Source organism: uncultured Roseivirga sp. (assembly GCF_963973945.1).
Taxonomy (GTDB): Bacteria; Bacteroidota; Bacteroidia; order Cytophagales; family Cyclobacteriaceae; genus Roseivirga.
This window is the reverse complement of record NZ_CAXBBV010000007.1, coordinates 124,923-138,944: the sequence shown is the minus strand read 5'-3', so window position 1 is coordinate 138,944 and position 14,022 is coordinate 124,923. Positions and strand designations below refer to the sequence as shown.

Here is a 14,022-nt window from a genome sequence, read left to right as displayed (position 1 = left end):
GGCTTAGTACTCTACTTCTTGTTCTTCTGATTCTGATCTGTAAGCGGCTTTTGCTGCTTGCAATCTTTCGTAAGCTTCTTTGTTTCCAACGATAAGGTCTTCGTATTCTCTCAAACCTGTACCTGCCGGAATCAAGTGACCCACGATTACATTTTCCTTCAAACCTTTCAAGTGGTCTGCTTTACCTCTAATTGAGGCTTCACTTAACACTTTAGTAGTTTCTTGGAATGATGCTGCAGAAATAAAGCTTTCGGTTCCTAATGAAGCTTGAGTGATACCTTGAAGTTTCGGTTGCGAAACTGCTGGTTGTGCATCTCTTACTTCTACAAGTTTCATGTCTTTTCTTCTCAACGAAGAGTTTTCATCTCTTAATTGACGAGGAGTAACAATCTGACCTGGTTTTAGGTTTGAAGAATCACCTGAATCAGCCACTACCTTCATGTCTAGCATTGCGTCATTCTCTTCTCTGAAAAGGAATTTATCAACTACTTGACCTGGAAGGAAACTAGTGTCGCCTGCATCCATGATCTCTACCTTCTGCATCATTTGCTTCACGATTACTTCGATGTGCTTATCATTGATCTTCACACCTTGTAGTCGATATACTTCCTGGATTTCATTTACTAAATACTCTTGAACCGCAGTTGGGCCTTGAATATTCAAAATGTCATTAGGAGTAATTGCACCATCAGATAAAGAGTAACCTGCTCTTACAAAGTCATTGTCTTGTACAAGAATGTGCTTAGACAATGGCACCATGTATTTCTTCTTCACACCATCTTTAGACTCGATGAAGATTTCACGGTTACCTCTCTTAATTCCACCGTAAGTAACAACACCGTCAATTTCTGACACTACTGCTGGGTTTGATGGATTTCTTGCTTCAAACAATTCCGTTACTCTTGGTAGACCTCCAGTAATATCTCGAGATTTACCCATTGTTCTAGGGATTTTAGCAAGTGGCTGACCCACTTTAACTTTATCACCAGCATCTACTGCCAAGTGAGCTCCCACTGGAATGTTATAGGCTTTTGTATCGTTTTTAGAGTTTACAACAACCGCAGGGTTCTTAGTTTTATCTCTGGTATCAGTGATAACTTTTTCCCTGTGTCCTGTTTGCTCATCAAACTCTTCTTTATAAGTAATACCTTCTTCAATAGCATCGAATTCTACTTTACCATCAAATTCTGAAAGGATTACCGCATTGTATGGATCCCACTTACATAGTTGCTGACCTTTTTCAACCTTATCTCCTTCTTTAACATCAAGAGTTGCTCCGTAAGGAACGTGGTTAGAGATCAACACTTTATTAGTTTTTGGGTCAACGATCTGGATTTCACCAGTACGTCCCATTACCATTTCTATTTTCTTACCATCGTTGTCTGTGGTAGGAAGTGATCTAAGTTCTTCGAACTTAATTACACCTTCAAATTTAGCCTTAACAGTTGCATCTACTGCAATGTTAGAAGCTGTACCCCCAACGTGGAAAGTTCTTAATGTAAGCTGTGTTCCAGGCTCACCAATCGACTGTGCTGCAATTACACCAACTGCTTCACCTTTTTGTACCATGTCTGAAGTAGATAAGTTTCTACCGTAACATTTCGCACAAATTCCTCTTTTGGTTTCACATGTCAATACAGATCTGATTTCTACATCATCAATAGCAGTTTCGTCAATACGATTTGCAATTTCTTCTGTAAACTCTTCTCCAGCTGAAATGATTAATTCTTCAGAAATTGGATCGTAGATATCGTGTACCGAAACTCTACCTAAAATTCTTTCAGATAAAGATTCTACTACGTCTTCATTGTCTTTCAAAGCAGATACTGTTAAACCTCTTAGTGTTCCACAATCTTCTTCGTTAACAACTGCATCTTGCGCTACATCCACCAAACGTCTAGTCAAGTAACCTGCATCGGCAGTTTTAAGTGCTGTATCGGCCAAACCTTTACGAGCACCGTGAGTAGAGATAAAGTACTCAAGTACATCTAGTCCTTCTTTAAAGTTAGATAGAATTGGGTTTTCAATAATGGCTCCTACAGAACCAGCAAGGTTCTTTTGTGGTTTTGCCATCAAACCTCTCATTCCACCTAGCTGACGAATTTGCTCTCTTGAACCTCTAGCTCCAGAGTGCATCATCATATAAATAGAGTTAAAGCCTTGGTTATCCTCTTCCATCTCGTTCATCAAGTCATTGGTCAACTTAGTGTTAACCCTTGTCCAGATGTCGATAACTTGATTATAACGTTCGTTATCAGTAATAAGACCCATTAAGTAGTTTTGCCATACAGCATCCACTTCTTCTTTTGCTCCAATTACTAAGTCTTCTTTATGTTCTGGAATGTGAATATCATTCAATCCCATTGATAGACCGCCTTTGTATGCCATCTGGAAACCAAGTTCTTTGATATCATCAAGGAATTGGGCTGTTCTGGCTACGCCAGAAATAGCAAATACGTTAGCAATAATTTTTTGAAGTTTCTTCTTCGTCAATAACTCATTCACATAACCTACTTCAGTAGGTACGGCTTGGTTAAATAGAATACGACCAGCAACAGTTTCGATCACCTTATCAACTAAGGCATCTCCTTCTCTCACTTTGGTCTTCACATGAATGTAAGCGTGCTTAGACACTTTACCTTCGTTCATTGCTATAATTACCTCTTCGGCACTATAGAAACGCATTCCTTCACCATCTACTTTAAAATCTTCAGTAGATCTTCTGCCTTTGGTTACATAATACAGACCCAAAACCATGTCTTGAGAAGGTACAGTTACCGGAGCTCCGTTAGCTGGGTTAAGAATGTTGTGCGAAGAAAGCATTAGTGTTGAGGCTTCCAAAACTGCTTCGTGTCCTAGTGGTACGTGAACAGCCATTTGGTCACCATCAAAGTCAGCGTTAAATGCTGTACATACTAATGGGTGCAATTGAATCGCTTTTCCTTCAATTAATTTTGGTTGGAAAGCCTGAATACCTAACCTGTGCAATGTTGGAGCACGGTTAAGCAATACAGGGTGTCCTTTCAATACATTTTCAAGGATATCCCAAACCACAGGATCTTTACGGTCTACTATTTTCTTGGCAGACTTCACTGTCTTAACAATACCTCTTTCAATCAGTTTTCTGATAATGAATGGTTTGAAAAGCTCAGCAGCCATATTCTTTGGCAAACCACATTCGTGAAGTTTCAACTCTGGCCCTACTACAATTACAGAACGACCTGAGTAATCTACCCTTTTTCCTAGCAAGTTCTGACGGAAACGACCTTGCTTACCTTTAAGCATATCACTCAAAGATTTTAAGGCACGGTTACCATCTGAACGCACAGCATTTACTTTTCTCGAGTTATCGAAAAGAGAATCTACTGCTTCCTGAAGCATCCTTTTTTCGTTACGAAGGATTACTTCTGGTGCTTTAATATCAATTAATCTCTTAAGACGGTTATTTCTAATGATTACCCTTCTGTAAAGATCATTCAAATCTGAAGTTGCGAAACGACCACCATCTAATGGCACCAATGGACGTAATTCTGGTGGAATTACAGGTACCATTTTAATGATCATCCACTCTGGACGGTTCTCGATTCTTGTTCTTGCATCACGGAATGCTTCAACAACTTTCAACCTTTTTAAAGCTTCTGCTTTTCTTTGCTGAGAAGTATCTGTTGCTGCTTGGTGACGAAGTGCATAAGAAAGTTCGTCAAGATCAATTCTTGCCAAAAGCATCTCTAATGCATCAGCTCCCATTTTAGCAATGAATTTCTGAGGATCTTCATCATCTAACATTTGATTTTCTCTTGGAAGCTTATCTAGAATGTCTAGATATTCATCTTCAGTCAAGAAATCCATGTAGGCGATTCCGTCCTCTTCTTTCATACCAGCTTGAATTACTACATAACGCTCGTAGTAAATAATCTGATCAAGCTTTTTGGTTGGAAGACCAAGAAGGTAACCAATCTTGTTAGGCAATGATTTGAAGTACCAGATATGAGCTACAGGCACTACCAATTCGATATGGCCCATGCGCTCTCTTCTTACCTTTTTCTCGGTAACTTCAACACCACATCTATCGCAGATAATACCTTTATATCTGATTCTTTTATATTTCCCACAATGACATTCCCAATCCTTTACAGGTCCGAATATTCTTTCACAGAATAAACCGCCCATTTCTGGCTTGTATGTTCTATAGTTTATCGTTTCCGGTTGTGTTACCTCACCATGAGAACTCTCAAGGATTGATTCCGGAGAAGCTAAGCTGATAGTGACTTTATCAAAGTCATTGTTAAGTTTTCTATTCTTTTTAAATGCCATAGCTTTTGTATTCTAATTTATTGGCCGAAGCCTGTTTAAGAATTAGTCAAGTGTAATTTCAAGTGCCAAACCTCTTAGTTCGTGAACCAATACGTTGAATGATTCAGGAATATTTGGTTTAGGAATATTCTCGCCTTTTACGATGGCTTCGTAGGCTTTCGCTCTACCAATCACGTCATCGGATTTTACGGTTAGAATTTCCTGCAACACATGAGATGCGCCAAAGGCCTCAAGAGCCCAAACCTCCATCTCACCAAAACGCTGACCACCAAACTGGGCTTTACCACCCAATGGCTGCTGAGTAATGAGAGAGTATGGCCCGATAGAACGCGCGTGCATTTTATCATCAACCAAGTGACCTAGTTTCAGCATGTATGCAATACCTACTGTAACAGGCTGGTCAAATTTAACACCTGACAAACCATCGTATAGATAAGCACGACCAGCATCTGGCAATCCTGCTTCAGCCAATTCTGCCTGAACTTCTTCCATAGTAGCTCCGTCAAAAATTGGAGTAGCGTATTTTCTACCCAATTCTAATCCAGCCCATGCAAGTACAGTTTCGTAAATCTGACCGATGTTCATCCTTGAAGGTACACCAAGTGGATTCAATACGATATCCATTGGAGTTCCATCTTCTAAGAATGGCATATCTTCTTCTCTAACAATTCTGGCTACAACACCCTTGTTACCGTGACGACCCGCCATTTTATCACCTACCTTAAGCTTACGCTTTTTAGCAATGTAAACTTTGGCCAGTTGTACGATACCTGTTGGTAATTCATCACCTACTTCGATTGTGAAACGCTTACGTTTGAATTCGCCCGCAATTTCATTTCTCTTCAATTGGTAATTCTTCACCATACGAACGATAATCTGATTAGTCTTATCGTCAGTAGTCCAGTTATCAAGGTTCAAGTCAGAAATTAGGTTAACTTCTTCCTGAACATTGTAGTTACTCTCGTCTCTGTATATGTTCTTCTCAGGGAATATATTTTCAGTAATGTTGGTTTTGTTGAACTTCACTCCTTTAGAGATTACTTCATCACCAAACTTATGTTTTACTCCTTGTGAAGTTTTGCCTTGTAGCAAAGAGAAGATTTTGTCGATCATTTCATTTCTCACTACAGTCAAATCTTTGCTGTATTGAGCTTTCAATGTTTCAACTTCTTTCTTCGATTTAGCTCTTAGGTCTTTATCTTTCTTAGGTCTAGAGAATAATTTAGTATCGATTACAACACCTTGAAGTGATGGAGATGCTTTCAATGATGCATCTTTCACGTCACCTGCTTTATCTCCAAAAATTGCTCTTAAGAGCTTCTCTTCTGGAGTTGGATCCGTTTCACCCTTAGGGGTAATTTTACCAATTAGAATATCACCTTCTTTAATTTCAGCTCCTACTCTGATGATACCATTCTCATCAAGGTTTTTCACTGCTTCCTCACTTACGTTTGGAATCTCAGAAGTCAATTCTTCCTCACCTCTTTTTGTATCTCTTACTTCAAGCTCGTATTCATCGATGTGAATTGAGGTGAACACGTCATCTCTAACTACTCTCTCTGAAATTACGATGGCATCCTCAAAGTTATATCCTTGCCAAGGCATGTAAGCTACTCTTAGGTTTTTACCTAAAGCCAACTCACCATCTTGGGTAGAATATCCTTCGCATAGTACCTGACCTTTCACTACTTTATCACCTTTCAATACGATTGGTGTAAGGTTAATGGAAGTGTCTTGGTTAGTTCTTCTGAATTTGATCAACTTGTACGTTTTGTACTCATTGTAGAAGTTCACCAACTCGTCTTCAGTACTTTGTTCGTATTTAATGGTAATCTTATCTGCATCAACATAGTGTACAACACCTGTTCCTTCTGCGATTACCAACATTCTAGAATCTCTTGCTGCTCTACCTTCTAAACCAGTTCCTACAATAGGAGCTTCTGGCTTCAACAAAGGCACTGCTTGACGCTGCATGTTTGATCCCATCAAAGCCCTGTTCGCATCATCGTGCTCAAGGAAAGGAATCAATGAAGCTGCAACAGATACAATTTGGTTAGGAGCTACATCCATATAAGTAAGCTCTTTAGGCTCTACTACAGGGAAGTCTCCTTCAAATCTTGCTTTTACTCTGTCGTTTACGAAAGTACCCTTATCATCTAAAGGCGCGTTGGCCTGTGCAATGTTGTGGGTATCTTCTTCTTCGGCAGTAAGGTAAACCACATCTTCAGACATGTTTACTTTACTCTCTTTTACTTTTCTATATGGGGTCTCGATGAATCCCATGCTGTTAATCTTAGCATGAACACATAGAGATGAAATCAAACCAATGTTTGGTCCTTCTGGAGTTTCAATTGTACAAAGACGTCCGTAGTGAGTGTAGTGAACATCTCGTACCTCAAAACCTGCTCTTTCTCTTGAAAGACCACCTGGCCCTAAGGCTGACAATCTTCTTTTGTGGGTAATCTCTGCTAATGGATTGGTTTGATCCATAAACTGAGAAAGCTGGTTTGTTCCGAAGAACGAGTTAATCACAGAAGAAAGCGTTCTTGCATTAATAAGGTCAACTGGTTTGAAGTCCTCATTATCACGAACGTTCATTCTTTCTTTGATTGTTCTGGCCATTCTGGCCAAACCAACACCAAACTGAGCATACAATTGCTCTCCTACAGTTCTAACTCTTCTGTTCGATAAGTGGTCAATATCATCCACTACCGCCTTAGAGTTAATCAACCCGATCAAATATTTCACAATCGAAATAATATCCTGAGTTGTTAACACTCTTTTATCAAAAGAGATATCTAAACCAAGTTTCTTGTTAATTCTATATCTACCTACTTCTCCAAGATCATATCTCTTATCTGAGAAGAAAAGGCTTTGGATAATATCTCTTGCAGTCTGCTCATCTGGCGCTTCAGTATTTCTCAACTGACGATAGATTTGCTCTACAGCCTCTTTTTCAGAGTTAGAGTTATCTTTTGATAGCGTATTATATATAATAGTGTAATCTGCAATGTTGATATCCTCACGGTGAAGGATAATTGAATCAACACCTGATTCAAGGATCATTTCTACATCATCCTCGCTCAAAACAGAGTCACGCTCCAACAACACTTCGTTTCTATCGATAGATACAACTTCACCAGTATCTTCATCCACGAAATCTTCAATCCAAGTCTTAAGAACCCTAGCGGCAAGCTTTCTGCCTACACCTTTCTTAAGTTGGGCTTTATTGGCCTTAACCTCTTCAGACAAGCCAAACAAGTCAAGGATATCTTTATCTGTACCGTAACCAATAGCTCTTAGAAGCGTGGTTACAGGGAATTTCTTTTTACGGTCAATGTAAGCGTACATAACGCTGTTGACGTCTGTCGCAAATTCAATCCAAGATCCTTTAAAAGGAATAATTCGGGCAGAATATAAAGCGGTACCATTGGTATGTTTGCTTTGAGCAAAGAACACACCTGGCGATCTGTGTAACTGAGAAACAATTACTCTTTCTGCTCCATTTACCACGAAAGAACCTTTAACGGTCATATAAGGAATATTCCCTAAGAATACTTCTTGTTCGATGGTTTCAAAGTCCTCATGATCTGCATCATTACATGTCAGACGAAGCTTTGCTTTTAATGGAACTGAATAGGTAAGTCCTCTATCAATACACTCTTCTACAGAGTATTTTGGAGGGTCAACCAAGTAATCAATGAACTCTAATACAAAGTTATCTCGTGAATCAGAAATTGGGAAATTTTCTGAAAATACTTTGAAAAGGCCATCTTGAGTCCTCTTTTCAGCAGGGGTTTCCAACTGAAAAAAATCTTCGAAAGACTTCACTTGAATGTCAAGAAAATCAGGATAATCAAGAACTGATTTAATTGAAGAAAAACTTATTCTTTCTGTTTGAATTGCGTTAGCCAAGGCCGTAATATTTTAGTTTAAACCAAGAATAATTTTTGCACTTAAAGCGTACAAAGGCTTGTAGAGAATAAACCTCTTTACTGTATACAAACAGGAAAAGACCCATGATACCGATCCCGAAATTCGGGAAGGGATCAGGGCCTGTTCCTTTGCCATAGTTAGCTATGGCCAGTCAAATTACTTAAGCTCTACTTCAGCACCAGCTTCTTCAAGCTGCTTTTTAAGTGCTTCAGCTTCGTCTTTAGCTACACCTTCTTTAATTGCTTTAGGAGCGCTGTCTACGATTTCTTTAGCTTCTTTCAATCCTAAACCAGTCAATTCTTTCACTAGTTTAACAACGGCTAGTTTTGAAGCACCAGCAGCAGTCAACACTACGTCAAAAGCTGATTTTTCTTCAGCAGCACCTTCACCGTCTCCGCTAGCAGGACCAGCAGCAACAGCAACTGCAGCAGCTGCAGGCTCAATACCGTATTCGTTTTTAAGGATATCAGCTAATTCGTTAACTTCCTTTACAGTTAAGTTTACCAACTGCTCTGCGAAATCTTTTAAATCTGCCATTTTCGATTTTTGTTTATTTAATTCTAAATCTTGATTAATTACTAATTTTCACGCTCAGATAATGTCTGAAGAATTCCTGCCAATTTGCCACCAGCACCTTTAAGGCCTGAAATAACATTTTTAGCTGGTGATTGTAACAATCCTATCACCTCTCCGATAAGTTCAGCCTTAGACTTAAGACTGCTCAACATATCTAAATTCTCCTCCCCAATGAAAAGATCGGTATCGATGGAAGCACCTTTCAACATTGGAGATTTTAAACCTGATTTTTTTCTAAATTCTTTGATCAACTTTGCAGGTGAATTAGCGTCCTCTCCTGAGAACATAATTCCTGAAAAGCCCTTCAAAACTTTCTCATCAAATGGAGTATAATTAGTATCCATTCTTTCCAAAGCCTTTTGGATCAAAGTATTTTTGAACACTCTATATTCTATACCTTTTTCAAAGCATAGTCTTCTAAGTGCCGTGGTTTGTGCAACCGACATTCCGGAAGCATCAGTTATGTAGAAATTGTTGTTATCAGAAAATTTCTGAAACAATTCTTCAATTAATACGCCTTTTTCTTCTCTAGTCATGATTATAATCCGGAAATGGAGTTTTTATCAATTTTAATACCTGGACTTTGAGTCGAAGACAAGTTGATACTCTTAAAATAAGTACCTTTTGCCGATGCAGGTTTCAATCTTGAGATGGTTTGAATTACTTCAGTAGCATTTTCCATGATCTTCTCTGGTGAGAAAGACGCTTTTCCAATACTTGTATGAATGATTCCAAACTTATCGACTTTAAAATCGATTTTACCTCCCTTAACTTCTTCAACTGCTTTTCCAACTTCCAAAGTAACTGTACCAGATTTTGGGTTTGGCATCAAGCCTCTTGGTCCAAGAACTCGACCTAAACGACCTACTTTAGCCATAACCGTAGGCATAGTGATGATGACATCAATGTCAGTCCACCCACCTTCAATTTTTGCTATATAGTCATCTAGACCCACGTGATCTGCACCAGCATCTCTTGCTTCCTGCTCTTTGTCAGGAGAACACAACACTAATACTTTCACTTCTTTTCCTGTACCATGAGGAAGTGCTACCACACCTCTAACCATCTGGTCTGCCTTGCGCGGATCCACTCCTAAACGAATATCTATATCAACAGAAGCATCGAAATTTGCATTGGAAATCTCCTTTACAATCGATGATGCGTCCGTCAAAGAATAATCTTTTTGTGGATCGTATTTACTTAAAGCTTCTTTTTGCTTTTTTGTCAACTTTGCCATTTCAACAAATCTTTAGTTTTCCCAAGGTGCTTTACCGGTCACTCTAATGCCCATGCTTCTTGCAGTACCTGCTACCATCTTCATGGCAGAGTCTACTGTAAAAGCATTCAAATCCGTCATCTTAACTTCAGCAATCTCTTTCACTTGAGCCCATGTTACCGAACCGACTTTAATACGGTTTGATTCATTAGAACCCTTTTTGATTTTCGATGCTTCCATTAACATTACCGGTGCTGGTGGTGTTTTGATTACAAAGTCAAAAGACTTATCAGAATAAATGGTAATTAATACAGGTAAAACCTGTCCCATTTTATCCTGAGAACGTCCGTTGAATTGCTTGCAAAACTCCATGATGTTAAGTCCTTTCGAACCTAAAGCAGGACCAACCGGAGGGGAAGGGTTTGCTTGACCTCCCTTAACTTGCAACTTCAGATAACCAGATATTTCCTTAGCCATCTTTAATCTTGTTTTTCGACTTGCATGTAACTTAATTCAACAGGGGTATTTCGGCCGAAAATCTTAACCATAACATTAAGTTTTCTTCTCTCCTCAAAAACCTCCTCAATTGTACCTGTAAACCCACTGAAAGGTCCATCCATTACCTTAATGGACTCTCCAACTATATATGGTGTATCAATGTGTTCGTCAAATTCATCGATTTCTTCAACCTTACCTAAAATACGGTCGACTTCAATCTGTCGTAACGGAACAGGTGGGGTGTTGGAAGCATCCCCCCCCTTTTGACCTAAGAACCCTATGATACCAGGGATATTTTTAATCATGTGAATGACCTCACCATTAGTAAGATCTGCTTGAACCATGATATAGCCCGGAAACATGTTTTTGTCACGCGAACGTTTCTTACCGTTTCGCATTTCATACACCTTTTCCGAAGGAATCAACACTTGAGGAATGTGGTCTTGGAATTGCTCTCTGTCCACTTCATTCTCTAGATATTCTTTTGACTTCCTTTCTTGACCAGACACGGCCCGAACCATATACCACTTCAGCTCTGCCATTCTATCAATTATCTTCCTATTGTGTAAAACCAATCCATGATGTTATTAAAGCCCAAATCAATGATCCCAATGAAGAGAGCAAAGATTAAAGAAGCCACTAACACCAACACAGAACTACTTTGTAGTTCAGAATATTTCGGCCAGCTCACCTTATGTCTCATTTCGAGATAAGATTCAGCGATAAATGTTTTCAGTTTACTCATCGGCTTTACTTTACTTATTTGCACGGGTGGTAAGAATCGAACTCACGACCTTTGGTTTTGGAGACCACTGCTCTACCAGCTGAGCTACACCCGTGTATACTCATTAAGTCTAAATCAATCCCTTTATTCAATTGCTTAAACCAATTTCCTAAAGAGAATCAGCACCCCACCTTCACAATCCAGCCCCAAAACGGGCTGCAAATGTAGATAAAAATACTATATGAAACAAACGCGCTTCCGACAAATCGAAAACGCGTTTGAAATATTTAATAAGCTTAGAAAGTTTAGTCTAGAATTTCAGTTACCTGACCGGCACCTACAGTTCTACCACCTTCTCTGATCGCAAATCTTAAACCTTTCTCAAGCGCTACTGCGTTGATCAAGTTCACTTCGATAGTTACGTTATCACCTGGCATTACCATTTCGATATCAGCAGGAAGCATAATTTCTCCAGTTACGTCAGTAGTTCTTAAATAGAACTGAGGACGGTATTTATTGAAGAATGGAGTGTGACGTCCACCTTCTTCTTTTGAAAGCACGTACACCTCAGCTTTAAAGTGAGAGTGAGGCTTAACAGAACCTGGCTTACAGATAATCATACCTCTTTTGATTTGAGATTTTTCAATACCTCTCAAAAGAAGACCAACGTTATCACCAGCTTCACCTCTATCCAAAATCTTACGGAACATTTCTACTCCAGTGATTGTAGACTTAAGGCCTTCAGCACCCATACCGATAATATCAACAGCATCACCAGTATTTGTAACACCTCTTTCAATTCTACCAGTAGCAACAGTACCACGACCTGTGATCGAGAATACGTCTTCAACTGGCATTAAGAAATCTTTATCAACTGCACGCTCAGGAAGTGGGATATAATCATCCACAGCAGCCATAAGCTCATTGATTTTCTCAACCCAAGCAGCTTCGCCATTCAATCCACCCAAAGCAGAACCTTGGATTACAGGAATGTCATCACCTGGATAATCATAGAAAGAAAGAAGTTCTCTAATTTCCATTTCCACTAGCTCAAGAAGTTCTTCATCATCAACAAGGTCAACCTTGTTCATGAAAACTACTAGAGAAGGTACACCTACCTGACGAGCCAAAAGAATATGCTCTCTTGTCTGTGGCATTGGACCATCAGTCGCAGCTACAACAAGAATTGCACCGTCCATTTGAGCAGCACCAGTTACCATGTTCTTCACATAATCCGCGTGACCTGGACAGTCAACGTGTGCATAGTGTCTGTTCTCAGTTTGATACTCAACATGAGAAGTGTTAATAGTAATACCTCTTTCTTTCTCTTCTGGAGCATTGTCAATTGAAGAGAAGTCTCTGTTTTCAGCAAGACCCGAGTCTGCCAAAACTTTAGTGATAGCGGCAGTTAATGTGGTCTTACCGTGGTCAACGTGACCGATAGTACCAATATTAACGTGCGGCTTAGAACGGTCAAAGTTTGCTTTAGCCATAACTTGAAAATTAGTTAATATTTAAATTCAATAAATTTAATTCCTTACCTAAGCAGCTGAAATTTTCAACTACCATTGAGCCAATGACGAGATTTGAACTCGTGACCCCTTCCTTACCAAGGAAGTACTCTACCCCTGAGCTACATCGGCTTTCCTAAGTTTAAGGTTCGAAGTTCTTAGTTCGACAAACATTAAACTTCGCACTTTATAACTCAAAGTTTTGAGCGGGTGACTGGGTTCGAACCTGCGACCTACAGCTTGGAAGGCTGTCGCTCTACCAACTGAGCTACACCCGCTTTTCCAGAAAATCAAAATCTCCACTCCAAAGGTAAATTTTTAGAGTTTCGAAATTAACATTTCAATTATTGTGGGGGGAGAAGGATTCGAACCTTCGAAGACATAAGTCAACGGATTTACAGTCCGTCCCAGTTGGCCGCTTTGGTATCCCCCCAACTAGTTTTCCTATCCCTAAAAGAACGTCTTAAATAATCCTTTTAGCGAAAGGGAATGCAAAATTAGACCCTTTTTTATATTATTCAAACATATCCCAAAAAAAGATGAAGAGTTTTTATTGAAGTTTGAAAACAGGCCTCCAAAGCCATGAAATAGCACTCATATAATTAACTATTCATTTATTAAAGTACGGCTATATTGCGCATTCCTAATCAAAATACTTCTCTATATTTGCAAGGTTTAAAACAATATATTTAAGGGCTTTTATGTTTGACAACAACCTAAAAGTAAGCCCTACTCTTAAATTAGCCTGATGTACAAAGTAAGTCTTAAGGAAAACCGCGAGTCAGAAGTAGAATTCAAAGACAATAATATACTTCTTAACGGTTCTAATTTTCATTGGAACATTTCAAAAACTTCTAAAGGCAAGTTTCAAATTATTAAGGACGGACAAGCTTTTAATGCCGAGGTAATAGACTTTGATAAAGAGACTAAAGCTGTTGAAATAAAAATCAATAATCAGATTTACAGCGTGTCTGTTAAAGATAAAATGGACCAGCTTCTAAAAAAGATGGGGATTAATAGCTTAAGCAGTTCTGTGCTAAAAGAAATTAAAGCTCCAATGCCCGGTCTTATTCATGATATTCTTGTGAAAGTTGGTAAAGAAGTTAAAAAGGGAGATCAACTGATGATTTTAGAAGCCATGAAAATGGAAAATGTACTTAAATCCCCTGGAACTGGCGTAATCCAAAGTATAGAAGTTGAAAAAGGTAACAGCGTAGAAAAAAATCAAATTCTGATAAAATTTTAAT

Annotated in this window: 10 protein-coding genes and 4 tRNA genes; 1 reads left to right on the top strand and 13 read right to left on the bottom strand. The window is 39.0% G+C overall.

The window, feature by feature from the left end; genetic code table 11:
* Window positions 1–3 precede the first annotated feature (3 nt).
* The 13 genes from rpoC to AAC026_RS12875 form a co-directional block, all read right to left on the bottom strand.
* Window positions 4–4,314, bottom strand: a complete 4,311-nt coding sequence (gene rpoC, locus AAC026_RS12935; RefSeq protein WP_339606433.1) for a DNA-directed RNA polymerase subunit beta' — start codon at window positions 4,312–4,314, stop codon at window positions 4–6.
* 42 nt (window positions 4,315–4,356) lie between these two features.
* Window positions 4,357–8,229 carry a DNA-directed RNA polymerase subunit beta gene (gene rpoB, locus AAC026_RS12930; protein WP_339606434.1) on the bottom strand — a complete coding sequence of 1,291 codons (3,873 nt, stop codon included), beginning with the start codon at window positions 8,227–8,229 and terminating at the stop codon, window positions 4,357–4,359.
* Window positions 8,230–8,406: 177 nt separating this feature from the next.
* On the bottom strand, window positions 8,407–8,787 hold the full coding sequence (gene rplL, locus AAC026_RS12925; protein WP_339606435.1) for a 50S ribosomal protein L7/L12: 381 nt from the start codon (window positions 8,785–8,787) through the stop codon (window positions 8,407–8,409).
* A gap of 41 nt (window positions 8,788–8,828) precedes the next feature.
* Window positions 8,829–9,362 (bottom strand): 50S ribosomal protein L10, encoded by a 534-nt coding sequence (gene rplJ, locus AAC026_RS12920; protein ID WP_339698756.1) that lies wholly within the window; start codon window positions 9,360–9,362, stop codon window positions 8,829–8,831.
* Window positions 9,363–9,364: 2 nt separating this feature from the next.
* Window positions 9,365–10,063 carry a 50S ribosomal protein L1 gene (rplA, locus tag AAC026_RS12915; RefSeq protein ID WP_339606437.1) on the bottom strand — a complete coding sequence of 233 codons (699 nt, stop codon included), beginning with the start codon at window positions 10,061–10,063 and terminating at the stop codon, window positions 9,365–9,367.
* A gap of 12 nt (window positions 10,064–10,075) precedes the next feature.
* Window positions 10,076–10,519, bottom strand: a complete 444-nt coding sequence (gene rplK, locus AAC026_RS12910; RefSeq protein ID WP_339606438.1) for a 50S ribosomal protein L11 — start codon at window positions 10,517–10,519, stop codon at window positions 10,076–10,078.
* A gap of 2 nt (window positions 10,520–10,521) precedes the next feature.
* The gene (nusG, locus tag AAC026_RS12905; RefSeq protein ID WP_068415685.1) at window positions 10,522–11,082 is read right to left on the bottom strand and encodes a transcription termination/antitermination protein NusG; all 561 of its coding nucleotides are present in this window, start codon (window positions 11,080–11,082) and stop codon (window positions 10,522–10,524) included.
* Window positions 11,083–11,090: 8 nt separating this feature from the next.
* On the bottom strand, window positions 11,091–11,285 hold the full coding sequence (gene secE, locus AAC026_RS12900; protein ID WP_053222981.1) for a preprotein translocase subunit SecE: 195 nt from the start codon (window positions 11,283–11,285) through the stop codon (window positions 11,091–11,093).
* Between the two features lie 21 nt (window positions 11,286–11,306).
* Window positions 11,307–11,379: transfer RNA gene (locus AAC026_RS12895), tRNA-Trp, on the bottom strand.
* A gap of 190 nt (window positions 11,380–11,569) precedes the next feature.
* Window positions 11,570–12,757: an elongation factor Tu gene (gene tuf, locus AAC026_RS12890; RefSeq protein WP_339606439.1), complete on the bottom strand. Its 1,188-nt coding sequence runs from the start codon at window positions 12,755–12,757 to the stop codon at window positions 11,570–11,572.
* A gap of 78 nt (window positions 12,758–12,835) precedes the next feature.
* Window positions 12,836–12,907, bottom strand: a tRNA-Thr gene (locus tag AAC026_RS12885).
* A gap of 73 nt (window positions 12,908–12,980) precedes the next feature.
* Window positions 12,981–13,053 (bottom strand) — tRNA-Gly (locus tag AAC026_RS12880).
* A gap of 72 nt (window positions 13,054–13,125) precedes the next feature.
* A tRNA-Tyr gene (locus tag AAC026_RS12875) sits at window positions 13,126–13,208 on the bottom strand.
* 315 nt (window positions 13,209–13,523) lie between these two features.
* Between AAC026_RS12875 and AAC026_RS12870 the strand changes: the two genes are divergently transcribed.
* Window positions 13,524–14,021 (top strand): biotin/lipoyl-containing protein, encoded by a 498-nt coding sequence (locus AAC026_RS12870; RefSeq protein ID WP_339698753.1) that lies wholly within the window; start codon window positions 13,524–13,526, stop codon window positions 14,019–14,021.
* The last annotated feature ends 1 nt before the right edge of the window (window position 14,022 follow it).